Origin of the sequence: Thalassotalea agarivorans, from assembly GCF_030295955.1 — a bacterium.
Taxonomy (GTDB): domain Bacteria; phylum Pseudomonadota; class Gammaproteobacteria; order Enterobacterales; family Alteromonadaceae; genus Thalassotalea_D; species Thalassotalea_D agarivorans.
This window is the reverse complement of the sequence record NZ_AP027363.1, coordinates 2,485,685-2,507,863: the sequence shown is the minus strand read 5'-3', so window position 1 is coordinate 2,507,863 and position 22,179 is coordinate 2,485,685. Positions and strand designations below refer to the sequence as shown.

The 22,179-nt window shown below is 39.1% G+C and carries 26 protein-coding genes; 16 read left to right on the top strand and 10 right to left on the bottom strand.

The features are described from left to right. Positions 1-2: 2 nt before the first annotated feature. The 4 genes from QUD85_RS11465 to QUD85_RS11450 all read right to left on the bottom strand — a co-directional run bounded on the left by QUD85_RS11465 (position 3) and on the right by QUD85_RS11450 (position 3,906). Positions 3-695 carry a hypothetical protein gene (locus QUD85_RS11465; protein ID WP_093326990.1) on the bottom strand — a complete coding sequence of 231 codons (693 nt, stop codon included), beginning with the start codon at positions 693-695 and terminating at the stop codon, positions 3-5. A 274-nt stretch (positions 696-969) separates the two neighbouring features. Then, positions 970-2,139 (bottom strand): nucleotide sugar dehydrogenase, encoded by a 1,170-nt coding sequence (locus QUD85_RS11460; protein ID WP_093326992.1) that lies wholly within the window; start codon positions 2,137-2,139, stop codon positions 970-972. 53 nt (positions 2,140-2,192) lie between these two features. Further along, a complete protein-coding gene (locus tag QUD85_RS11455; protein ID WP_093326993.1) occupies positions 2,193-3,056 on the bottom strand; it encodes a glycosyltransferase family 2 protein in 864 nt (287 codons plus the stop codon). Continuing rightward, a complete protein-coding gene (locus QUD85_RS11450; protein WP_093326995.1) occupies positions 3,049-3,906 on the bottom strand; it encodes a glycosyltransferase in 858 nt (285 codons plus the stop codon). Before QUD85_RS11450 ends, QUD85_RS11455 begins: the two co-directional genes overlap by 8 nt. Positions 3,907-4,061: 155 nt before the next feature. On the opposite strand from QUD85_RS11450, the gene galU reads away from it, so the two are divergent. The 8 genes from galU to galE all read left to right on the top strand — a co-directional run bounded on the left by galU (position 4,062) and on the right by galE (position 12,364). After that, positions 4,062-4,952 carry a UTP--glucose-1-phosphate uridylyltransferase GalU gene (gene galU, locus QUD85_RS11445; RefSeq protein ID WP_093326997.1) on the top strand — a complete coding sequence of 297 codons (891 nt, stop codon included), beginning with the start codon at positions 4,062-4,064 and terminating at the stop codon, positions 4,950-4,952. A 103-nt stretch (positions 4,953-5,055) separates the two neighbouring features. Next, complete coding sequence (gene cysD / locus QUD85_RS11440) at positions 5,056-5,955, top strand: sulfate adenylyltransferase subunit CysD (protein WP_093326999.1); 900 nt, start codon at positions 5,056-5,058, stop codon at positions 5,953-5,955. A gap of 161 nt (positions 5,956-6,116) precedes the next feature. Continuing rightward, entirely contained in the window at positions 6,117-6,458 is a 342-nt protein-coding gene (locus QUD85_RS11435) for a four helix bundle protein (protein ID WP_093327000.1), read from the top strand. 94 nt (positions 6,459-6,552) lie between these two features. Beyond that, entirely contained in the window at positions 6,553-7,962 is a 1,410-nt protein-coding gene (gene cysN / locus QUD85_RS11430) for a sulfate adenylyltransferase subunit CysN (RefSeq protein ID WP_093327002.1), read from the top strand. 81 nt (positions 7,963-8,043) lie between these two features. Next, the gene (locus QUD85_RS11425; RefSeq protein WP_093327004.1) at positions 8,044-9,768 is read left to right on the top strand and encodes an SLC13 family permease; all 1,725 of its coding nucleotides are present in this window, start codon (positions 8,044-8,046) and stop codon (positions 9,766-9,768) included. Positions 9,769-9,770: 2 nt separating this feature from the next. Continuing rightward, entirely contained in the window at positions 9,771-10,379 is a 609-nt protein-coding gene (cysC, locus tag QUD85_RS11420; protein WP_093327005.1) for an adenylyl-sulfate kinase, read from the top strand. 3 nt (positions 10,380-10,382) lie between these two features. Continuing rightward, on the top strand, positions 10,383-11,339 hold the full coding sequence (locus tag QUD85_RS11415) for a DHHA1 domain-containing protein (RefSeq protein ID WP_093327007.1): 957 nt from the start codon (positions 10,383-10,385) through the stop codon (positions 11,337-11,339). Positions 11,340-11,353: 14 nt separating this feature from the next. Further along, entirely contained in the window at positions 11,354-12,364 is a 1,011-nt protein-coding gene (gene galE / locus QUD85_RS11410) for a UDP-glucose 4-epimerase GalE (protein WP_093327009.1), read from the top strand. Positions 12,365-12,779: 415 nt separating this feature from the next. Here the strand turns inward: galE and QUD85_RS11405 are convergent, their stop codons facing one another. After that, positions 12,780-13,367: an EAL and HDOD domain-containing protein gene (locus tag QUD85_RS11405; protein ID WP_093327010.1), complete on the bottom strand. Its 588-nt coding sequence runs from the start codon at positions 13,365-13,367 to the stop codon at positions 12,780-12,782. Positions 13,368-13,519: 152 nt separating this feature from the next. On the opposite strand from QUD85_RS11405, the gene putP reads away from it, so the two are divergent. Continuing rightward, positions 13,520-14,998: a sodium/proline symporter PutP gene (gene putP, locus QUD85_RS11400; RefSeq protein WP_093327012.1), complete on the top strand. Its 1,479-nt coding sequence runs from the start codon at positions 13,520-13,522 to the stop codon at positions 14,996-14,998. A 38-nt stretch (positions 14,999-15,036) separates the two neighbouring features. Here the strand turns inward: putP and QUD85_RS11395 are convergent, their stop codons facing one another. From QUD85_RS11395 to QUD85_RS11385, 3 genes are all read right to left on the bottom strand, one after another. Beyond that, on the bottom strand, positions 15,037-15,336 hold the full coding sequence (locus tag QUD85_RS11395) for a hypothetical protein (RefSeq protein WP_093327013.1): 300 nt from the start codon (positions 15,334-15,336) through the stop codon (positions 15,037-15,039). Positions 15,337-15,457: 121 nt separating this feature from the next. Beyond that, positions 15,458-15,658, bottom strand: a complete 201-nt coding sequence (locus QUD85_RS11390; RefSeq protein WP_093327014.1) for a hypothetical protein — start codon at positions 15,656-15,658, stop codon at positions 15,458-15,460. A gap of 5 nt (positions 15,659-15,663) precedes the next feature. Then, positions 15,664-15,894: a hypothetical protein gene (locus tag QUD85_RS11385; RefSeq protein WP_093327015.1), complete on the bottom strand. Its 231-nt coding sequence runs from the start codon at positions 15,892-15,894 to the stop codon at positions 15,664-15,666. Between the two features lie 274 nt (positions 15,895-16,168). On the opposite strand from QUD85_RS11385, the gene QUD85_RS11380 reads away from it, so the two are divergent. The 3 genes from QUD85_RS11380 to arfB all read left to right on the top strand — a co-directional run bounded on the left by QUD85_RS11380 (position 16,169) and on the right by arfB (position 17,375). Next, positions 16,169-16,306 carry a hypothetical protein gene (locus QUD85_RS11380; RefSeq protein WP_177168821.1) on the top strand — a complete coding sequence of 46 codons (138 nt, stop codon included), beginning with the start codon at positions 16,169-16,171 and terminating at the stop codon, positions 16,304-16,306. A gap of 233 nt (positions 16,307-16,539) precedes the next feature. Beyond that, positions 16,540-16,893 carry a ribosome hibernation-promoting factor, HPF/YfiA family gene (gene hpf / locus QUD85_RS11375; RefSeq protein ID WP_093327017.1) on the top strand — a complete coding sequence of 118 codons (354 nt, stop codon included), beginning with the start codon at positions 16,540-16,542 and terminating at the stop codon, positions 16,891-16,893. A 62-nt stretch (positions 16,894-16,955) separates the two neighbouring features. Continuing rightward, positions 16,956-17,375 carry an alternative ribosome rescue aminoacyl-tRNA hydrolase ArfB gene (gene arfB, locus QUD85_RS11370; protein ID WP_093327018.1) on the top strand — a complete coding sequence of 140 codons (420 nt, stop codon included), beginning with the start codon at positions 16,956-16,958 and terminating at the stop codon, positions 17,373-17,375. 58 nt (positions 17,376-17,433) lie between these two features. Here the strand turns inward: arfB and QUD85_RS11365 are convergent, their stop codons facing one another. Then, positions 17,434-18,165: a peptidylprolyl isomerase gene (locus QUD85_RS11365; RefSeq protein ID WP_093327020.1), complete on the bottom strand. Its 732-nt coding sequence runs from the start codon at positions 18,163-18,165 to the stop codon at positions 17,434-17,436. A 316-nt stretch (positions 18,166-18,481) separates the two neighbouring features. Here QUD85_RS11365 and cspE point away from each other — a divergent pair, with 316 nt between their 5' ends. From cspE to QUD85_RS11350, 3 genes are all read left to right on the top strand, one after another. Then, on the top strand, positions 18,482-18,688 hold the full coding sequence (cspE, locus tag QUD85_RS11360; protein ID WP_093327022.1) for a transcription antiterminator/RNA stability regulator CspE: 207 nt from the start codon (positions 18,482-18,484) through the stop codon (positions 18,686-18,688). Positions 18,689-18,899: 211 nt separating this feature from the next. After that, positions 18,900-19,697, top strand: a complete 798-nt coding sequence (locus QUD85_RS11355) for a DUF2884 family protein (protein ID WP_093327024.1) — start codon at positions 18,900-18,902, stop codon at positions 19,695-19,697. A gap of 146 nt (positions 19,698-19,843) precedes the next feature. Beyond that, the gene (locus QUD85_RS11350; RefSeq protein WP_093327025.1) at positions 19,844-20,410 is read left to right on the top strand and encodes a hypothetical protein; all 567 of its coding nucleotides are present in this window, start codon (positions 19,844-19,846) and stop codon (positions 20,408-20,410) included. Between the two features lie 134 nt (positions 20,411-20,544). On the opposite strand, the gene QUD85_RS11345 is transcribed toward QUD85_RS11350, so the two are convergent. Beyond that, positions 20,545-20,790: a YfhL family 4Fe-4S dicluster ferredoxin gene (locus tag QUD85_RS11345; RefSeq protein ID WP_093327027.1), complete on the bottom strand. Its 246-nt coding sequence runs from the start codon at positions 20,788-20,790 to the stop codon at positions 20,545-20,547. A 104-nt stretch (positions 20,791-20,894) separates the two neighbouring features. On the opposite strand from QUD85_RS11345, the gene QUD85_RS11340 reads away from it, so the two are divergent. Next, positions 20,895-22,172 carry an MFS transporter gene (locus QUD85_RS11340; protein ID WP_093327028.1) on the top strand — a complete coding sequence of 426 codons (1,278 nt, stop codon included), beginning with the start codon at positions 20,895-20,897 and terminating at the stop codon, positions 22,170-22,172. Positions 22,173-22,179 lie beyond the last annotated feature (7 nt).

Below are 22,179 nucleotides of genomic sequence, written 5' to 3'. Positions count from 1 at the left end.
AACTAGCTTTTTAGCCATTTAATGATTAGTGACAAAATATTGCGGTCAACAAACCTATTCCTTTCTCCTTGCTCACCCAAATACAAGGAGTAAGGGACAAGCTTACCCCATTTGCGTTGCACAGATTGGATAATTCTCTGATCAGCAACAAGTTTGTCAAATTTAGGTTGGCTTTTTAATAATCGAGATCCCCAAGAGGAAACAGTGTTATTACTATTGTCGATATAATGCTGTTGATCTGACTCTATGTTCTCGGGTGTAATATACCAATCTAAATGTTTTGCTTCATATGGAAAGTAAGTACGGTACCCTTGTAATAGTCTCTGATATTTAGTTTTTTGGCGCACTAAACCAAACGTTGAATCTATTGGTGCGTTCTGAACATAAATTGTTTTGCCCAACGCTTTCTTTTTTTGCGGGGTTTTATTCCAAAACTGCTCCACATGGCGCCACAGACAAATCTCTTTAGCTGGATAACTGTCTGGAATATCATCTATCTTTAACATTGGGCCCACTATCTCTATATCATTTTCCGCATCTAAAATATCAGCATATCTTTCGAGCATATCTTTAGGGCAACCGTCTAACTCTATATCAGGATCGGTAACAACATAGTAGTCACAATCCGATTTGTTCGGTTCGATATCTTTGTACAGGTCATTCAAGCCTCCGGGACCTGAAGGACCATTTTCCATTGGTGTGGAGTTAATTATGTTTACTCCTAAATTTTTTAATTCTTGATAGTACGTAAACAATTCGGGATACGAGCTCCCCTTGTCTATTATGTAGATATCACTGTACCGGAAAAAAGGAAGATACGAGTTCAAAGACTTTTTCAATACTGAAAGTCTATTGAACGATATAATAAAAATTTTAAATTTTCTCATGTTTGTAACTGTTTCCCTTGTTGAAGAAGAAACATCCAATTAAGTTTGCGAATAGGCGCTAAATGATGTTAAACACAAGCGATTAAATATCAGAGCCAAAAACATCTCTAGTATAAACTTTTCCTTTAATATCCATTAGTTCATGAGTCATTCTATTAGTTACTATAGGTGATGCTTTAGCTTTAAATTCAGATAAGTTTTTAATTACCCTACAATTCCAAAAAGTACTCTCAGAAATGGCAGGTTCGAAAATAACTACTTCAACACCTTTTTCCTTTAATCTTTTTATAACACCTTGAATTGCAGATGCTCTAAAATTATCTGATCCTTCTTTCATTATTAATCGATAGATACCTACTACTTTTGGATTTTGAGATAATATCATATCGGTTATATGATCTTTGCGCGTGCTATTTGATTTTACAATTGCCGAAATTATTTCGTTGGGTACATCGCTGAAATTTGCAAGTAGTTGCTTTGTATCTTTAGGGAGGCAATAACCACCGTAGCCAAATGAAGGATTGTTGTAATGACTACCTATTCTAGTGTCTAGTCCAACACCTTCAATAATTTGCTTGGTATCCAATTCGTGAAGTTCTGCATAAGTATCAAGTTCATTAAAAAACGCCACACGCATAGCAAGATAAGTGTTGGAAAATAGTTTTACAGCTTCGGCTTCTGTTGCGTTAGTTATTAATATAGGGACATCTTTTTTCTCTGCACCTTGCAATAATAGGTCCGCAAATACTTGAGCCTCTTTGGACTTTCTGCCAATCAAAATGCGAGAGGGATGAAGATTATCATAAAGAGCTTTACCTTCTCTCAGAAATTCGGGCGAAAACATAATGTTGTCAAAATCGAATGTTTCTCTTAATTTTACTGTATAGCCTAGAGGAATAGTCGATTTGATGACTATTTGCGTCTGAGGGTTAATAGCAACAATATCTTCGATAACTCTTTCGACAGTTGAGGTATTAAAGTAGTTCTTTTCTGGATCATAGTCTGTTGGTGTAGCGACGATGACATAGTCTGCATCGGTGAAAGCTAAATGTTTATCAGTTGTGGCAGTTAATTTTAGTTCTTTGTTAGCTAGGTAATCAGATATTTCGGCATCTACAATTGGAGAGGTTTTATTATTGATAAGATCAACCTTATGTTGATCAATATCGAGAGCTATTACTTCGTTGTGTTGTGATAGTAGAATGGCATTTGAAAGACCAACATAGCCAGTTCCAGCGACCGCAATTTTCATTAAATATCCTTAAGTTGAGTGTAGATTGACGTGTAAAAATCGTCTATTTCTATTTATTCGGTTGATTTGTATCTCAAGCCACTTTTTATTCCATTGCTTATGTACTTCATTCGTAATCGTCGATCGGGACCAAAAACAAAAAACAAGAAAATTTTAACTGAATATGAAAACAAATGTCTAAGTTTCCAGTAAAAAGGGGTGTATTTCTTTTGGCTCAAAATAAAATAGTTTCTGTACTGGTAGTACAATCTTTTCGGACTTCCAACATGGTACTTCATACCTAGAAAGCTCTTAACGCCGTCTCCCAACCTGTGAACCATTAGGGCATCGTTACAAATGGCAATGTTACACCCGTTACCTATTGCACGCCAACACCATTCATGATCAACACCATCAATAAACAAACTTTCTTCCATAAGTCCTATGGTATGCAATGCGTTTGTCCGAAGTAATTTACCAGAAGCGATGATTTGCTGGGTAAGCATTAAATTACTCCCCGATTTTTTTTCTCGTTGGAATTTGGGCTTTACCCATTTATTGGTGTAAGCGTCAATAATGCGAGGACCAACTGCGACAACACTGTTGTCTATCGCTTCCTTAGATGTGATGGCGTTGTATAGCTTATTTATCAGTCCAGGTGATATGGTTGAATCTTGGTCAAACAAAATACAGTAGTCAATCGATGATGCTAAACACATCTTTAACCCTACATTTTGAGCCGCGGCGATACCTAAATTTTCATTTAGTTTAAAAATACTAATGTTAGACAAATCAACATCACTATTAAAGCAATGCCCTTTAGGTGTATTGTCGATGATAAAGACGTGATCCACTTGAGACGACAGTGCAAGCATGTTTTTCTTTAAGACACTATCATCGGGATAATATGTGACGACAATGGCGTTTATTTTATGCATTTGGTTCCAGATGTTTGGTTCTAAACTTAGCCAATATACGATAGCCAAACTTAACTATAAACTTTGGTGATAATCGCACTGCAAGCACTAAGTAACTGTATAAAATGTTTCTCGCTGAATTTAAATTTAATCGCTTTTGAATGTAGGTTCTTGCTTTATGGTCTTGAATCGCTTTTTTGACCCCGCGTTTGCTGTAAAAATCTTTACTTCTGCGAAACAATAGTAAATTTTGAGGTAGGTTATGAAATTTTTTACCCTTGGCTAGCAGTTCTCCCCACAATAAATAATCTTCTGAATTAGGGAGCCAATGGGGGTAATCAATGTTTTTTAGTTCTTTAGACCTAAACATAACTGTCGGATGATTCATTGAACAATGTCGGGCCATTGATTGATAAATGGTATCGTGCTGGGTTGGCATAATTCTTTCGCCAATCTTCTTGCCGGCGCTATCTATTTCTTCACAACAGCTACCCAATACACCTATATGTGGATTGTTTTCCATATACTTGACTTGCGTCGAAATTCGTTCAGCAACCATAATATCGTCAGCATCCATTCGAGCGATATATTTAAATTGTTTTTTACTCTTAAAAATGTGGTGCAATCCATGGTTCAATGCTTTCGCTAAACCCTGATTTTTTTCGAGAGCGAGTACGGTAACTTCATCATCTAGTTGTGAAACAACTTGACTAAGTTCCCTAGATATTGGTCCATCAATAACAAGGTATAAGAAGGTTGCATCGTAATCTTGTTTCAGAACGCTTTCCGCACTTAGTTTGAAGTGGCTCGCATCATCTCCACGATATACGGCCATTAAAACTGCAACTTGAGGTTTATCTGAGGAACTCATTAATTAGATGATGGCTTAATTATATTCAGCTAATGTTATCATTTTATTAGGTAATGACGAAATTTTTTATAAGTGAGAAAATTTTGTCAAAGCTTTGATGACAACTAATAGAGGTCATGTAAAATAGGGTTAAGCTTATAAAGGATTGTTAAAGTATGAAGATAAAAAAAGCAGTTATACCGGTCGCTGGTTTAGGCACTCGAATGCTTCCTGCGACAAAGGCTATTCCAAAAGAGATGCTTCCTATTGTTGATAAGCCACTCATTCAGTATATCGTAAATGAATGTATTGATGCGGGCATTAAGGAAATTGTGCTTGTCACGCACTCATCTAAAAATGCTGTAGAAAACCATTTTGATAAATCTTTCGAATTAGAAACGACACTTGAAAAACGTGTGAAACGCCAATTATTAGAGGAAATTCAATCGATTTGTCCTAAGGATGTTACTATTATGCAAGTCAGGCAAGGCGAAGCAAAAGGCTTAGGTCATGCTGTGCTTAAAGCAAGACCACTAGTGGGCGATGCTCCTTTCGTTGTAGTGCTACCTGATGTTATTTTAGATGATGCATCTGCTGATACCAAAACTGAAAACTTAGCTGCAATGATTAATCGTTTTAACGAGAATGGATGTAGCCAAATTCTTGTTGAGCCGGTTCCGATGGAAAAGGTTAGTAGTTATGGTGTTGTCGATTGCAATGGTGAAAAACTGAAGCCGGGTGAAGCGTCAAAAATAAAGGCGATGGTAGAAAAACCTACAATTGATGAGGCACCTTCAAATTTAGCCGTTGTCGGACGGTATGTATTGTCTGCACAAATTTGGGATTTATTGGAGTTTACGCCGCCGGGTGCTGGCGACGAGATTCAATTGACTGATGCTATTGCCATTTTAATGAAAAATGAAACAGTTGAAGCGTTTCATCAAACCGGAGAGTCACATGATTGTGGTTCAAAGTTTGGGTACATGAAAGCGAATGTTGATTATTGCTTGCGTCATCCAGAGCTTGCAGAGCGATTTAAAGATTATTTAAAGTCATTAAGTTTGTAGTTTTTATTTCCTTTTCTTATAAGCAATCTTGTTATCATATGGAGGCTATTCTGGCTTTATGGCAGAATAGCCTTAATTTTTTTAAATACGTTACGGAAGATTCATGAACTTAACGCATCTTCAAAAGCTCGAAGCAGAATCGATTCATATCATCAGGGAAGTTGCTGCTGAGTTTGATAAACCAGTTATGTTGTACTCTGTTGGTAAAGATTCAGCAGTGTTGCTTCACCTTGCTCGTAAAGCATTTGCGCCGGGTAAAATTCCATTTCCACTACTGCACGTTGATACAGATTGGAAATTTAAAGAAATGATCGCGTTTCGTGATCGTATGGCTGAACAATATGGCTTTGAGTTGTTAGTGCATAAAAACCCAGAAGGGTTGAGAATGGGTATAAATCCATTTGACCACGGTAGTGCCAAGCACACTGATATCATGAAAACACAAGGCTTAAAACAGGCACTAGATAAATACGGCTTTGACGCTGCATTTGGCGGCGCGCGTCGTGATGAAGAAAAATCACGAGCAAAAGAGCGCGTATATTCATTCCGCGATAAAAATCATCGTTGGGATCCAAAGAGTCAGCGTCCAGAGCTTTGGAACGTTTATAACAGTAAAGTTGACAAAGGTGAGAGCATCCGTGTTTTCCCACTATCAAACTGGACTGAGCTTGATATCTGGCAGTATATCTACCTAGAAAACATTGAAATTGTTCCACTTTATCTTTCAGCACCTCGTCCAGTGGTAGAGCGTGATGGCACACTTATTATGGTTGACGACGATCGTATGCCGCTAGAGGAAGGTGAAGAGCCGCAAATGAGAAATGTGCGTTTTAGAACGCTAGGTTGCTATCCATTAACTGGTGCGGTTGAATCAGATGCGGCGACATTACCTGATATTATTCAAGAAATGCTTCTAACCAAAACGTCGGAACGTCAAGGTCGTGTAATCGACCACGACTCTTCAGGCTCGATGGAGAAGAAGAAAATGGAAGGTTATTTCTAAAACCGTCTGAATATGTGTTGAGCCATGTTCAACAGCCAACATAATATTCTACGGGCTACGGGCTACGGGCTACGGGTGTGTCTATGGATGGACGGTATACTTGGGTTGTCTGGAACATTCCCAAGTGCTACGCAAACAAAATTTGAGTACATGGAGGTACTATGAATTATGAAAGATTAGAAGTGTGGCAGCGCGCTACGAATCTAGCAATTGAAGTTTTTAAATACGCAAAAACTTTCAAAGATTATGGATTCAAAGATCAGCTAACTCGTTCTGTTTTGTCTATACCAAGTAACATTGCAGAAGGTATGACGAGGCTTGGAAACAAAGAAAAAAGACATTTTTTAGCGATTGCAAAAGCGTCTTCAGCTGAACTTAATACACAAGTGATTATTGGCAGTGAGATTGATTATATTGAACGCTCTATTGCTAGTAATTGGAAAAAGGAAATATATATTATTTCGGCAATGCTTTCGGGTTTGATGAAAGCGCTGGATAAATAAATACATTGTTGGGGTTTAGAGGTAGTGTTACTCGCAGCTTAAAGCACGCAGCACGCAGCTAATCCGTCCAATAATTTTCAGTAGGAAAATTATTATGTCTCATCAATCAGAACTAATTGAACAAGATATAGAAGCATATTTAAAACAGCACGAAAACAAAGAGCTAGTGCGCTTTTTAACATGTGGCAGTGTAGATGATGGTAAAAGTACCTTAATTGGTCGTTTATTACATGATTCAAAAATGATTTTTGAAGATCAGCTGGCTGCAATTGAAAAAGATAGTAAGAAGTCGGGCACACAAGGTGAGGAAGTCGATTTAGCATTACTAGTCGATGGATTACAGTCTGAGCGTGAACAGGGCATTACTATTGACGTCGCTTATCGTTATTTCTCTACAGATACGCGCAAATTCATTATTGCTGATACCCCAGGTCATGAGCAATATACCCGCAACATGGCAACAGGCGCCTCAACATGTGACTTAGCAATCATCCTAGTCGATGCTCGTCGCGGTGTGCAAGTGCAAACGCGTCGCCATTCATTTATTTGCTCGCTACTAGGCATCAAGCATGTATTAGTTGCAGTAAATAAAATGGATCTAGTGGATTACGATCAGGAAGTGTACCAACAAATCAAAAAGGATTATCGCGAGTTTGCAGAAAACTTAAACTTTGATGATGTCCGTTTTGTACCTATTTCAGCACTCAAAGGTGACAACGTCGTAGAAGAAAGCGACGCAATGTCTTGGTACCCAGGTGCAACATTAATGAAGTTATTAAACACCATTAAAGTTGAGCCAGCAGAGACCTTCTCTGATTTTCGTATGCAAGTACAATATGTAAACCGTCCAAACCTAGATTTTCGTGGTTTCTCGGGTACGGTCGCATCAGGCAATATTCGTGTTGGTGATAACATTGTTGCGCTGCCTTCGATGAAAGAAAGCCAGGTAAAATCGATTGTTACCTTTGAAGGCGAATTAGAGCGTGCAGCACAAGGACAAGCGATCACGTTAACGCTAGAAGACGAGATTGATATTAGCCGTGGTGAAATGATTGTGCGTAAAGGGGCATTGCCTCATTCGTCTAAAGAATTCAACGCGCATGTTGTCTGGATGCATGAAGATGAACTAGAGACCGGTCGTGAATATTACATCAAGCATGGTAGTAAGCTAACCACAGGTCACGCATTAAAAATACAACACCGAATTGATGTTAATACCATGGAGCATAGTGAGACATCACAGCTTCAGTTAAATGAGATTGGTAGCGTTGATTTTGAAGTGGCTGAAGCGCTACATTTCGATGCCTACGACGACAACAAAGATACGGGTGCATTTATTATCGTCGATCGCTTAACTAACATCACTGTTGGTGCAGGCATGATTGCAAGTGAAATAGATGAACAAACTGAAAAATCATACTCTGATTTTGAAGTAGAATTAAATGCGCTAGTTCGTAAACACTTCCCGCATTGGGGTGCACGCGATTTGTTAAAGGTAAAGTAATAAAAGTTGCAAAGTGAGGCTAGGGTGCTAGCCTCTTTTATAGTAGTGCTAACACAACAATAATTATTAAGAGCGTTTCATATGCTAATGCAATTGCTCATGCTGGCAATCTTTGTTGGTACCTTTGTCGGCTTATTCAAATTTCAAGACTCGCCTGCGCGTGTGTTTATGGGCACCATTCTCGCCTGTCTTATTTTTTCATTTGTTTCCTCAGAAGAAGTACTTAAGAACGCAGTTAACCCAGGGTTAGTCACCTTACTTTTACTGGTACTCGCGTCATTTGCAATTGAGCGAACTAGTATCCTTAGAAAAATAAGCTCTACCATGTTAAGTGGCTCTAGATTTAAAACCACACTAAAAACCTTGTCGATTACTGCTGTGTCCTCTGCGTTAATGAACAATACCGCTGTAGTTGCTTCACTTATCAGTACCATTAAAGCAAACACGGTAATAAACCCTGGTAAATTACTTATACCGTTGTCTTTTGCCGCGATATTGGGCGGAACGCTAACGTTAGTAGGTACATCCACTAACTTAATCGTAAATTCTTTGTTTATCGATAAGGGGTATTCTGGTTTTAACTTTTTTGATTTTACTTTGATAGGTTTAGCTGCATTACTAGCTTGTTTTGTTGTTATTATTTTACGTCGCAATAGCTTGCCAAATATGGAGCTTGAAAATGTAGAATCAGCAGAATATTTCGTTGAAGCAGAGGTAAGCGCAGAGTCTAAACTGATTGGCTTAACCATTGAAGAAAACGATTTACGTAAACTAGATTCATTGTTTTTGGTTGAAATCATTCGCAATGACCGGTTGATTTCGCCAGTTGCTCCCGATGAGTTTATCCACGCCGGTGACAAACTGATTTTTACTGGCGACATTTCCAAAGTAAAAGTGCTTCAGCAGTTCGACGGCTTAACCCTGTTTGCTGAAAAAGATGGTCTTTTGCGAGAGAACTTAACCGAAGTATTGGTAAAGCCTGGTGCGGCAATTATTGGGAAAAGCTTAAAATCAGCGGGCTTTCGTGCAAGATTTGACGCGGCGGTCGTTGCGCTAAGGCGTGAAGGGGGCGTGTTATCAGGTAAGCTTGGTGATATTGTTATACAAGCTGGTGATTACTTAGTGCTTGCTGTAGGTAATGACTTTAGCTCACGTACCAACTTGTCAAAAAATTTCTATATTCTGTCGGGGCATGAACCAGATAACATTTTATCGGGTTGGCGAGATATTTCGACAATAGCAGGGTTTATTTTTACGATTGCTATCTCAGTTGTCACAGATATATCACTACTTAGTTGTTTGTTTTTCTACCTCTCATTTTTAGTGTTTTCAGGTGGCTTAAATGTCGATGAAATTAAACGCCGATTCCCACTTGAGATTTGGACAATTGTACTTGGCGCATTAACACTCGCCACGGCACTTGAAAATAGTGGTGTTATGGTGATTTTTGCCCAGTGGGCAGAATCCCTTTTAGCGGGGCAAAGTATATACGTAGCCTTTGTTTTGGTCTTTTTTATCACATTATTGACCACTGAACTTGTCACAAACAATGCTGCAGCAGCATTAGTGTTTCCAATCGCATACAACTTGGCGCTCGCGTTTGACGTCAACATTATGCCTTTTGTAATGGCTGTAGCCTTTGGTGCTAGTGGTAGTTTTATTAGCCCGTACGGCTATCAAACCAATGTCATGGTATTTAACGCAGCAAATTACAAGATTCAAGACTTTATAAAATTCGGGATACCGGTATCCATTACCTATTCAGCGGTAGTGCTGTATATGATCCCAAAAGTATTTCCATTTTAAGGATGACAATGAAAACAGAAAATACGGTTTGGCACGAGCAAAAAGTGAGCAAATCGCAACGTGGCCAATTAAAAAAACAAAAACCTTGTTTACTTTGGTATACCGGCTTAAGTGGCTCTGGCAAATCTACGGTGGCAAATGCCGTGGATGCGCTATTGTTTGAGCGAGGTCATCATAGCTATTTGTTAGATGGCGACAATGTGCGCCATGGTCTCAATGGTGATTTAGGATTTACGGATACAGATAGAATCGAAAATATTCGTCGATTGAGTGAAGTGGCTAAGTTGTTTACTGATGCTGGCCTTATTGTGTCCACAGCGTTTATTTCTCCTTTTGCAAGCGATCGTCAGCAAGCACGAGAAAAATTACCTGAAGGTGAGTTTATCGAAGTATTTATTGATACCCCGATAGAAATTTGTGAACAGCGCGATCCCAAAGGGCTATACAAGAAAGCTCGCGCAGGCGAAATTAAAAATTTCACTGGCATTGACTCAAGCTATGATGTTCCTGTGTCGCCTGAAATTCATGTGGAAACCGCAAAGTTATCCATTGAAGAATGTGCTATGCAGATTGTCAGTTATTTAGAGAAAAACGGATTTTTAGAGGCCTAATCAATGCATTTTGACGTTTTTAATGGCGATGCCGATGGCATATTGAGTCTAGTTCAATTAAGGCTAGCCGAGCCTAAAGAAAGTGTGCTCGTTACAGGGGTTAAACGTGATATTAACCTGTTGAAGAAGGTAGATGTTAAAGCAGCAACTAGTGTGACTACCCTAGATATTTCAATGGAAAAAAACATTGAAGCCCTTAACGAATTGCTTAATAAAAATACAAACGTGCTTTATATTGATCATCACAGATCGGGCGATATTCCGAGCAATAGTGCACTAGAAGCGGTTATTGATACTGATGCAAATACGTGTACCGCGTTGCTAGTAAATGAACGTTTGAACGGGCAGTATGTACTTTGGGCAATCACAGCAGCCTACGGTGACAATATGTTAGCTTCAGCAGAGCGCTTAGCAGATGAAGTGGGATTGACGGATGCGCAAAGAGCGCAATTGAAAAACTTTGGAATCTATGTCAATTATAATGGTTACGGTAGAACGGTTGACGATTTGCACTTTGCACCGGATCTATTGTTTAGAGAACTAGTGCAGTTCGAGTCACCATTTGATGCTATTAATGCTAAAGACTCTGTTTTTCATCAGTTAGAAAAAGCATATAAAGAAGATATGGCTAACGCCAAAGCGGCTAAAGTTTTAGCCGACAATGATACGGCTAAGGTTGTTGAACTAGACGACGCACCTTGGGCGCGCAGAGTGAGCGGTGTTTTTGGCAATGAGCTGGCAAATTTATCTCCTGATAAAGCGCATGCTGTTATCACACTTAACAGTGACAATAGCTATACTGTGTCGGTAAGAGCACCGCTAAACAACAAACAAGGTGCAGACGAAATCTGTGTGCAGTTTCCTTCAGGAGGCGGTCGCGCCGGAGCTGCAGGAATTAACGCGTTACCAGCGAACCAACTTGAACAATTCATTGAGGTGCTAGGGGCGTATTATCGTTAAATAAAGGGAAAGTTATGGCGTTATTGATAACAGGTGGAACAGGTTATATTGGTAGTCACACAGTAGTTGAATTGCTCAGTGCTGACCAAGAGGTGGTTATTGTTGATAACTTATCAAATTCATCAATTAAAGTGCTGCAAAGAATTGAGCAAATAACCGGAAAGACACCAGTATTTGTGGAAAGTGATATTTGCGACAGGGTCGCAATGGATGTGCTATTTTCCACTTACAATATCGATTCTGTGATTCACTTTGCTGGCTTAAAAGCGGTAGGTGAATCATGCCAAAACCCCCTTAGCTACTATCATAACAACGTTACTGGAACGCTGGTATTGCTCGAATCTATGGCTAAGCACCAAGTTTATAATTTGGTTTTTAGCTCTTCTGCGACCGTATATGGCGAACATAATGCGTCGCCTCTTGTTGAGTCTATGCCAACCTCTGCGACTAATCCTTACGGACAAACCAAGTTAATGATTGAACAAATCTTGTTCGATTTAGCTGCAAGCGATCCTAATTGGTCAATTATTAATTTGAGGTATTTTAATCCGATTGGTGCTCATGAGTCTGGGCTTATTGGTGAAAATCCTAATGGTATTCCCAATAATCTATTGCCTTATGTAGCTCAGGTAGCCGTTGGCCGCCTAGAAAAATTGCAAGTATTTGGCGACGATTATGATACGCATGATGGTACCGGTATTAGAGATTACATCCATGTGGTTGATTTGGCTATCGGCCACGTCAAAGCATTATTAGCATTGCAGCAACTTAAAGGGTGCCGTGCTATAAACCTTGGTACAGGAAATGGGACTTCCGTTCTTGAAATTGTTAAAGGCTTCGAAAGTGTTTCAGGAAAAGATATTCCTTATGACATCGTTCCAAGACGGTCAGGGGATATCGCCACCGTATACGCAAATGCTCAGTTAGCACACCAGACATTAGATTGGCGCGCGGAAAAAAAGCTCGTCGAAATGTTAACCGACACTTGGCGATGGCAGTCAAAAAACCCGAATGGTTTTGAGTAATAGAAAAATGGCCAATGGGCTGCGAGCTTAGGTTAATGAGCTGTGTGCTTCGGGCAGCGTGCCGCGGGCTTCGAGTTTTAAAAATCATCGTCATACAGGCCTAAAGCTAAATGCCTAGAGCTACGAACTTAGGGTTTCGATTGTTGTTTAAAGTGCTGCGAGCTACGGGCAGCGGGCCTCGAGTTAAATCATCGTCATACCGGCCTTAGAGCCGGTATCTCATTCAGGTAGTAAATAAAACAGCTCGACGCTCATAGCCCGCAGCATTCAGCTATTGAGTACCGCAAGAATCTAAGTCATTGCTCTCCAATTGTATTTGGTGAGGTTAAGACTCTATGCTATAACGTTCAAACGAACAGCTCACAGCCTTAAAGCTCGCAGCATGCAGCTACTGAGTACCGTAAGGCACGGAAGTTTACCCCATCACCATCTCTGGTGGAGAAAACAAAAAACCTTGAAACAATTCACAGCCCAAGTCTTTGACTTGCTGAAATTCTTGCTGGGTTTCAATTTTTTCGGCAAGCAACTTTATATGTGGAAACTGTTCTATAGCGGTTTTTAACTCGCCAATATCATTCAACGTACTTTGCTGCACATCGATTTTTATAATATCGATGTATGGGTAGAAAGGCTTCCAAATATCTTGATGCTCATAGTCATCAAGGGCAATGGTATAACCTTCATTGTGAAGCTCACGACATAACGATAGAAGTTCATCACACGGCTTTACACTTTCTAGGATTTCGATGACCACATCAGCCTTATTGAGAAGCTTCGGATAGCCTTTTACTAGCGTTCCCATGGTAAAGTTAATAAACGCTGGCTTATTTTCTGTGACTTTACTAAAATTTATATGGTTTGAATGGGTTACCATTTTCTGGGTTGCCTCGTCTCCATCAATGTCTGGAAAGGCATTCGAATCACTGTCACGGAAGAGTAGTTCGTAAGCGTAAAGATTTTTATTTTTATCGAGGATAGGTTGCCTAGCGGCGAAAAACTGCATAATTAATTCCAAAACTACCTACTCATTCGAATATATTACATATTTATTAATATTGACATCTTTTTTTTGGATTAAAGAATGTTTTCACATGGTCAGTCATATCCAACAAATGCTATAGTTTTGCCATAAAAACTATTTAAAGGGGGCTGATTTTGGCTACCGCAACAATTGTATCTTTGTCTATTTATTTTATTGTTATGTTGCTCATCGGTTTGTATGCATACAAACAATCAACAAGCGATATCTCGGGTTATATGTTAGGTGGGCGAAATTTGAGTCCTTCGGTCACTGCTTTATCTGCTGGTGCATCAGATATGAGTGGTTGGATGTTAATGGGTTTGCCTGGGGCAATGTATGTCAGCGGCTTAAGCAGTGCCTGGATTGCTGTAGGTTTAGTCATTGGTGCATATTGCAACTACTTGTTAGTGGCGCCTAGGTTGAGAACTTATACAGAAAAAGCAAATGACTCGATTACTTTGCCTGATTTTTTCGAAAATCGGTTTGATGATAAGAGTCACCTGATTCGCATTATATCGTCTTTAGTTATCGTGATTTTTTTCACTCTATATACCTCTTCTGGCGTGGTTGCGGGCGGTAAGCTGTTTGAGAGTTCGTTTGGGCTTTCCTATGAGCTAGGTCTTTATGTCACGGCGGGCATCGTTGTTATTTACACTTTATTTGGCGGGTTCCTTGCAGTAAGTCTCACCGATTTTGTGCAAGGCATCATTATGATCATTGCATTGGTATTAGTACCTGTCGTGGTGTTAACAGATGTTGGTGGTACAGCCGAAATGGTTACAGCTATCGACCAAATCAACCCACAACTGCTTGATATGCTAAGTGGTGTATCTTTCGTTGCCATAATATCAGCAATGGCTTGGGGGCTTGGTTATTTTGGCCAGCCGCACATTATCGTGCGTTTTATGGCGATTAGAAGCGTTAAAGATTTACCTGTTGCAAGGCGTATAGGGATGGGGTGGATGATCATCTCAATTTGTGGCGCAATGGCAACGGGTTTTGCAGGTATTGCCTATGTAGCAAACAATGATGTTACATTAGGAGATGCTGAAACCATATTCATTTTATTGTCACAAGTTCTATTTCATCCCTTTATCGGTGGTTTTTTACTAGCGGCTATTTTAGCGGCAATTATGAGTACTATTTCTTCTCAGTTGTTGGTTACGTCGAGTTCGTTAACGGGTGATTTTTATAAACTATTTTTGAACAAAGAAGCGTCGGAAAAGCAATTAGTAACCGTTGGGCGTATTTCCGTTCTTCTAGTTGCTATTGTTGCTATCGCGTTAGCGTATGACAGAAACAGTACTATTTTGAGTCTAGTTGGGTATGCGTGGGCAGGCTTTGGTGCTGCCTTTGGTCCTGTCGTACTGCTTAGTCTGTTTTGGAAGCGAATGAACAAGAATGGTGCGCTAGCTGGCATCATAGCCGGTGCTGCAACCGTAATCTTGGCTAAACAATACCCAATTACGATTTCAGGTGAGGCTGTTTATGAAATTATTCCTGGCTTTATCGTTGGGTTCTTAGCAGTTGTTGTTGGCAGCTTTATAACTAAACCTGCAGACGAGCAAATTGTAGCAACGTTTGAGGAAGTAGAACGCGAGCATACTAGTTAAATGCTCACGTTATAGTACAGATTTAAATAGCTGCTCTGTTAATGAGCAGCTATTTGTTGTTCACAGTCTTTTGATTTGTGGGTAGCTTCAATAATACCCTGTTTGTTCACCAATAAAGTGATAGTACATTGACCGTTTACTGGATCAAGTTGTTGCGTCTTGGTGTCGTAGTAATATTCAGCAAACCTAGAGCCATCGTCCATTTTGTGGAAGCCATGTGGCACGCCATATTGCGCAACTACCTGATTAAGAGGTTTTCCTTGCCATTGCGCAACGCCTGAAGGTGAAGCACAAGCAAATAATAAAACCGATACTATTAATACAACTAAATTTCGCATAATAACCTCTATTAACTAGGCTAAAAATTGTACGAAATAAAGCTTGAAACACTGTTAAGCTTTGTAAATTAGTGGTATGAATTTGTAGACGTGTTACGTCTAAAGATAAATCCTTACTTCTTTATTCTGTCGCGCTCAAGTATTGTTTGTAGTCTGCTACGCCAAAATATCTTACGTGTTTTTTTTGTGTGACCTTCTTAGCGATAAGCTTATCGTCGCAATAAATTCGAACAATCTGCTTATCGCCATTGCGGTCTGCATCGTAACTGTGATCAGGGTTGAGTCGAAGTGCATCAAACTCGCTGCGCATGATTAATTTCATATCGTTTACAATTGGTCTATTTCATTTTTTAATTGATAGCCATCATCAGTAACAATTTTTTCCAATACTTCGATACGTTTGTTTAACGCCGCTATTTCATCTTTTAGTTCTTGCTCTTTTTCGTTAACACCAAGCGTTTTCTCTTTGAATTCTAGGTGCTTTTTGTACATATCATACATCACTCCAAAACCAACAGAGATTAGAACAATAATAACCACCATAGTTGTACCTGACATATTTATACTCCATCTTGATGAAAATGAGCGATTATTTAATATTTTATTCACTGTGATTGAATAGATATTTGTAATCGTAAGAATGTAATTTGTTGTTATCCAAAAACACCTGGTAGTGAATTTAATTACATATAAATCAATAGTTTGATGAATTTTAAAGGTGTTTTGATTTACTTAGTTTAACCCTTAATTACACAATTTCACAGCACTATATGATCGGCTACACTACAATGCGCCTTCACAATCACTTGATTAATACACAGGAGGAAAACTCATGATCTTTAGCAAGCAAACCACATTCTTCAAACGCCATGCCATGCACCAATTGGAGAAAAACGTTAAACGTGCTGAAAAAGCAAAACATCTGATGGATAGTCGTCATGGTGTTCCTAGTTTAATTCAACATAGGTAGTCATTTTGGATATTGAACATTTAAGCAATTAAAGAGTGCTGTTGTTAATACACAGCACTTTTTTTTACTTAAATTCTTTTGATTACAATAAATTACTTTTTATCCTCAAAAAATAACTTGTCTTTTGATCAATTTGGCTCAATTCTTATAGTGTAAGCAACGCAATGTTTTAAGGAAGAAACTAGTTTACTGCTTACATAAGTCTTTCAAGTAAATAACAAAGAGGACTCCTTATGAAAGTAAACATCACTGGTCATCATGTAGACGTTACTCCTGCTGTTCAAGCGCACGTTGAAGAAAAGTTCCATAAGATCGCTAATCACTTTCCAACCCTGATCTCTACCAATGTATTTATTACTAAACAACACGGTAAACACCAAGTTGAAATGACTGCCAATTATGAGGGTAGCCGCCTGTCAGCAACTGCTGAAGGTGAGGTAATGTATCCTGCTATTGCAGGCGCTATTAAAAAGCTAGATGCTGCATTAAAGCATCGTAAAGGTATTTTAAAATCAAATTTACATCATAAGCCTGATGTCACTACATCGTCATTGGCTCATGAAAAAGTCCAAGAAATGAGACTCTAAATAACATCACTTACTAAAATAAAAGGAGGCATAAGCCTCCTTTTTTTTGTTATGCTTTGCTCATGCAATTTTCTATTTCTAATCCTCAACGACTGTTAGATGACCCTGCGCTTTCGATGCAATATATAAGAGCGATGGGGAGTGGTGGCCAGAAGGTAAACAAAGTATCAACCGCTGTGCATTTGCGTTTTGATATTGCCCAGTCAAACTTGCCTGATGCTGTAAAAGCGCTATTGCTTGATGTGTCGGATACCCGGCTAACGACTGAAGGCATCTTAATTATTAAAGCGCAGCAATTTCGGACGCAAGAAGCGAATCGAAATGACGCGCTTGAGCGTTTAATGCAGTGGATTAACAAACATGCAGTCGTTGCAAAAACACGCCGTGCTACCAAACCCTCAAAGTCTGCCAAACGAAAGCGCACAGATGATAAAAAGAAACGAGGCGATGTGAAAAAGCTCAGACAAAAAATGAAGTACTAAGCTTTTGGCCTATAAACACTGACCAATAAAAAACCGCCTGTTGGCGGTTTTTTATGATTTATAAGTATCTTCTTTTTACGAGATAAAGAAGCGGAAGTAATAAATAGAATAAGGTACCACCAGAACTTTCATCTTCAGGCTCTTCTATTTCGAGTAAAGTGTTAAGCGGCGGATTAAGGTCTTTTGCGCTATCTTGTGCGAAATCAACAATGGTAATTTGCTCAATAATCACGAAATTTTCAGCACCTGGCGTACTTGATGCTAAACAATCAAAGTCAGGCATAGGCACGCCTGAACAAATGGCAATATCTGCAATGGCGTCAATAACCGTCATACCATCACCAATTACTTGCCCAAACGCAGTAAAGCCACCATTTTGTAAATCAAGATTGGCGCTATTATCTACTAAGTTAAAAAACCACTGACTTGTTGCACTATTTGGGTTGCCGCCTACTTTTGCCATGGCGATAGTACCACGAACATTTGAATAAACGGGTTCATTTAAAATCGCACCGAAATCTTCAATGAAAGCAAGATTTGGTGTGCCATCGTAGAAGTAGCCACCACCTTGTACAACAAATCCTGGTACGCTTCTGTGAATAACGGAACCGTTATAGCTTCCACTGTCTACATAGCGCAAGAAGTTAGTTACGGTACCTGGAGTACCTTGATCGTATAAGTTGACTTGAAAAGTACCTTGGTTGGTTTGAAATTCAACAATGGTAGCGTGTGTTGTGCCAACGAGAAATGTTGCAGCTAATGCAGCATATTTGAGTATTTGTTTGAACATAGTTACAGCCCTAAATCCACAAGAGGCAGCATATTATATGGCTAGCGGTTAAGATACAAGCATTCTTGCCTTCTGTTTAACTCATCAGACCTATCTTATTCATATACAACGTAAAAAATGAGCATAGAATGCAAATAAAATGTTAAAAACTAGTTGAATTTACAAAGCAAAACGGTAGCATGGTAGCTGCGAGTATGTAATTGCTATTCTATTTATTCATCGTGATGTAACAATTACCCTGTTTAATAGGTAATAGTGAAACAACAAGCTACACCCGCCCGTAGGGCAATATTACTTATTTAAGGACAATTTTGTTATGTCAAAAACTACTGGAACCGTAAAATGGTTCAATGAATCTAAAGGCTTTGGTTTTATTGCACAAGAATCAGGACCAGATGTATTTGCGCACTTTTCAGCTATTCAAGGCGACGGCTTCAAAACGCTTGCTGAAGGCCAGAAAGTTGAGTTTAATGTTACTGAAGGTCAAAAAGGCCTACAGGCAGAAAACATCGTTGCACTTTAATGCACACATTCAGTAGAAAAAGCAAAACGTAAGTTTTGCTTTTTTTTTGTCATTTTCACTAACAAATAGTTTTTTACACAACCCAACCTGAACTTAGTTTTAGTATTTCAATCCGGTTTTTGCCTTAATTTATTGATATTATTGAGTTTTTAATAGTTGGCACGACAGTTGATTGTATTTCAGTGATTACAACATTTTTTAGGGATTAAACATGAAAGCTTTTTTAGCAACGTCTGTATTTTTATTTTCGTCAATGGTATCGGCACATAACATCGAAACAGATCAATGTGACGTTGACTTAGATTTAGGTATAGAAATCACCAAAAAACATATTGAGTTTTCTGATAACAAGCAACCAGTATATAAAATTATTGATAATGAAATTTTACTTGTAAATGACAAGCAGGTTTCGTTAACCGCTAGCCAGCAAGCTCTGGTAAAACAGTATTCAAAAGAAATTAGAGCGGTTGTACCGCAAGTTAAAGATATCGCTGTTGAAGCGGTCGACCTTGCTGCCGAAGGTATAGGTATTGCTTTTACTGAACTACTTGGTGAAAACAACGGTTTAACTGATGAATTAGTAGCTGAATTGGATGCCATTAAAGTAGAGATTGAAACACGTTTCAATGAAGGTGAAAGATTATATATTGATGACAATGGCATAGAAGGCGATGTATTTGATCCGGAGTTTGAGCAACGTATCGAGAAAGCGGTAGAAACCACAGTAGAGCAATCTATCGGCAAAATTATGATTGCACTAGGTACACAAATGATCGCCTCTGGTGGTGACAGTGAAGCGTTTGAAACTCGCATGGAAAAATTTGGCGAACAAATCGAAAAAGATATGGAAGCTCGTGCAGAGATTATTGAACAAAAAGCTGACCAGCTATGTATATCGGTGAAAAAAATCGATGCACTAGAAAGCGAAATGCTGGACGCAATACCTGAACTAAATAATCAAGACGTATTCAAGGTTGAATACAAAGGTTCGAAAAAGAAAATGATGTAAAAAAAGGGGCGAAAGCCTCTTTTTTTATTTATCCGTAGTAGCTAGTGTCTAATCTGATACATACAATTGACATGGGTAAACGCGATCTGACAGACTGCTATGAGCGAATTGCAGCCATTCTAGAGCAATAACAAAAAGAGATTTAATTGAAGACTTTACTAAGCTGGTATGAACCTACCAACACTAAAAAGTGGGCTTTGCATAATTATCAAAATAGCCATAAAAAGTTAATAAAATGGTCTCTTATAATTATGACTCTAAGTTTATTACCATACCTATTCATTTCTTATAATGAGCTGTTTGAAAGCCAATATGTGCTTTTGACAATTTTTGTTGTTTTGTTCACTGCTATTTATCCAATGGGCTACGCCATGTTATTTTTAATGGCTAAGTTTAACTTAGGTAAACCCGCATTCTTTCGCGTCACTGAAGTAGCAGTTTATACTGAGACTAAATGCGAAAAACCAGACGATGAACCTGAATTTTTCATAAATGAAATCAAAGATATAAAAATAGAAAAAATCAAATTCCAAGGAGATGAGTTCTATTTGATGGAGGTATTTCTCAATCCACTTAGAACAACTAGAAGGGAATGTATTAAGTTAAAACTCTCCTGTGACTTCATCGAAAATAAACTTGAACACCTATTAAGTATTTTAAAATCTAAAGCACCTATTAAACAACTATGGAAGGAAAGCACATTTGTTGACTAAGGAGTCTCTACTTTGTCCGCTATTGGCACAAAGCGGTCATAGCCCATTTATCAGATCTGCGATTAATTTTTATTGTTAGGTTTGGTTTAGACCTATTGTCCACAACTGGCAATTCGAGTTCAGACTGATAAAGTTTAACCATGCATGCGGGTAAACTTAGCTAACAATTGCGCTTCATTTTCTTCATGATTTGGATCTTTGGAAATGCAATCAATAGGGCATACAGCAACGCATTGCGCCGTATCATAATGACCCACACATTCGGTACATTTGTCGGGATCTATCTCATATATTTCATCACCCAGCGATATCGCTTCATTGGGACATTCTGGGTCACACATATCGCAATTTATACAATCGCTCTCAATCAATAGCGCCATAATTCATCGTAAACCTATTCAGCCTTTGTTAATTATAATCCATTTGTTGAGTTTCTTATTGATATCGGTCAATCTAGAACAAACAAATACAAAAAAATGAAGCTATGACAACAATACATTCTCCTCTTAGACGTGCCTTCGTCATCTTCACGATAGTGTTAGCAGGAGAATTGATTTTCAGCCTACCTTTTCATGTCGTACGATTTTTCAGACCAACCTTTTTAGAAGTATTCAATTTAACTAATACACAGTTGGGTGATATTTTTGGATTGTATGGCATTTTGGCAATGCTGGTTTATTTTCCCGGCGGGCCGCTGGCGGATCGTTTCTCTGCCCGAAAATTAATGATGATATCCTTGTTACTTACTGCATCAGGCTCACTTTATTTCGCGCAAATTCCAAGTGCTAGCTCACTTGGCTTTTTGTTTGCTTTTTGGGGCGTGACTACCATATTTTTGTTTTGGGCGGCGATGATTAAGCTAACGCGCATATGGGGAGGCGCGCATGCGCAAGGCAAAGCTTTCGCTATTTTAGATGGTGGGCGAGGGTTGGTGGCAGCGGCTGCGGCAACAGGCGCCGTTGCTATTTTAACCTTGTTTGTACCTGATGGTATCGATACAGACCTAGCAAGTAAGCGTCAAGGTATTCAGTCGGTCATCTATTATTATGGCGCGATTACGACATTTGCGGCTTTTATCGTCTTTTTGGTTATCCCAAAAGAAAGTGGAGTACAGTCGACCGATGATGACGGTGAACAAAGCAGTATTAAACACGACTTTTCTATTGTGTTAAAACGCCCCGTTGTGTGGTTACAAGGCATGATAGTACTCACTGCCTATTGTGGCTACAAAGGTCTTGATTACTTTGGTTTATATCTAACCAATGTATTGGATTTTGGCGCAGTACAATCGGCGCAAACCGTTGCTTATATTTCCTATACTCGCGTATTTGCTGCGCTTTGCGCTGGCTTTCTAGCGGACAAAATTGGTATTGGCAAAACGGTCTTAATCACGTTTAGTGCTTTGGTTGTGTGCTATGCGCTGTTTGCTACATCTCCGGTGCAGGCATTACCCCAGTTTTTGGTGCTAGCCAACATTATTGTCACTTTTGTGTTGGTGTTTGCCGTGCGTGCGATATATTTTGCTCTGTTAGAAGAAAGCAAGATTGCAGACACCAGAACAGGCGCCGCTGTTGGTGTTATTTCGGTCGTAGGCTATACACCTGATATTTTCCTAGCGCCTGTAGCGGGACGTTTGATAGATGCCAATCCAGGCGTTGTTGGTTTCAGCCATTTGTTCATCATGCTGGGACTATTCAGTGCGATTGGCGCGATATCAACGTACCTGTTGATTCGAAGGGTTAAAGCATTGCGCGCTGCTTGATGCCGCG

Coding starts and splice junctions, on each gene's coding strand:
- QUD85_RS11390 (WP_093327014.1), bottom strand. CDS start 15,658: ATGAAATTAATCATGCGCAGCGAGTTTGATGCACTTCGACTCAACCCT.
- QUD85_RS11425 (WP_093327004.1), top strand. CDS start 8,044: ATGCTAATGCAATTGCTCATGCTGGCAATCTTTGTTGGTACCTTTGTC.
- galU (WP_093326997.1), top strand. CDS start 4,062: ATGAAGATAAAAAAAGCAGTTATACCGGTCGCTGGTTTAGGCACTCGA.
- QUD85_RS11435 (WP_093327000.1), top strand. CDS start 6,117: ATGAATTATGAAAGATTAGAAGTGTGGCAGCGCGCTACGAATCTAGCA.
- QUD85_RS11385 (WP_093327015.1), bottom strand. CDS start 15,894: ATGTCAGGTACAACTATGGTGGTTATTATTGTTCTAATCTCTGTTGGT.
- cysN (WP_093327002.1), top strand. CDS start 6,553: ATGTCTCATCAATCAGAACTAATTGAACAAGATATAGAAGCATATTTA.
- QUD85_RS11380 (WP_177168821.1), top strand. CDS start 16,169: ATGATCTTTAGCAAGCAAACCACATTCTTCAAACGCCATGCCATGCAC.
- QUD85_RS11460 (WP_093326992.1), bottom strand. CDS start 2,139: ATGAAAATTGCGGTCGCTGGAACTGGCTATGTTGGTCTTTCAAATGCC.
- arfB (WP_093327018.1), top strand. CDS start 16,956: ATGCAATTTTCTATTTCTAATCCTCAACGACTGTTAGATGACCCTGCG.
- QUD85_RS11365 (WP_093327020.1), bottom strand. CDS start 18,165: ATGTTCAAACAAATACTCAAATATGCTGCATTAGCTGCAACATTTCTC.
- QUD85_RS11465 (WP_093326990.1), bottom strand. CDS start 695: ATGGAAAATGGTCCTTCAGGTCCCGGAGGCTTGAATGACCTGTACAAA.
- QUD85_RS11345 (WP_093327027.1), bottom strand. CDS start 20,790: ATGGCGCTATTGATTGAGAGCGATTGTATAAATTGCGATATGTGTGAC.
- cspE (WP_093327022.1), top strand. CDS start 18,482: ATGTCAAAAACTACTGGAACCGTAAAATGGTTCAATGAATCTAAAGGC.
- QUD85_RS11395 (WP_093327013.1), bottom strand. CDS start 15,336: ATGCGAAATTTAGTTGTATTAATAGTATCGGTTTTATTATTTGCTTGT.
- hpf (WP_093327017.1), top strand. CDS start 16,540: ATGAAAGTAAACATCACTGGTCATCATGTAGACGTTACTCCTGCTGTT.
- QUD85_RS11415 (WP_093327007.1), top strand. CDS start 10,383: ATGCATTTTGACGTTTTTAATGGCGATGCCGATGGCATATTGAGTCTA.
- galE (WP_093327009.1), top strand. CDS start 11,354: ATGGCGTTATTGATAACAGGTGGAACAGGTTATATTGGTAGTCACACA.
- QUD85_RS11455 (WP_093326993.1), bottom strand. CDS start 3,056: ATGCATAAAATAAACGCCATTGTCGTCACATATTATCCCGATGATAGT.
- cysC (WP_093327005.1), top strand. CDS start 9,771: ATGACAATGAAAACAGAAAATACGGTTTGGCACGAGCAAAAAGTGAGC.
- QUD85_RS11340 (WP_093327028.1), top strand. CDS start 20,895: ATGACAACAATACATTCTCCTCTTAGACGTGCCTTCGTCATCTTCACG.
- QUD85_RS11450 (WP_093326995.1), bottom strand. CDS start 3,906: ATGAGTTCCTCAGATAAACCTCAAGTTGCAGTTTTAATGGCCGTATAT.
- QUD85_RS11355 (WP_093327024.1), top strand. CDS start 18,900: ATGAAAGCTTTTTTAGCAACGTCTGTATTTTTATTTTCGTCAATGGTA.
- cysD (WP_093326999.1), top strand. CDS start 5,056: ATGAACTTAACGCATCTTCAAAAGCTCGAAGCAGAATCGATTCATATC.
- QUD85_RS11405 (WP_093327010.1), bottom strand. CDS start 13,367: ATGCAGTTTTTCGCCGCTAGGCAACCTATCCTCGATAAAAATAAAAAT.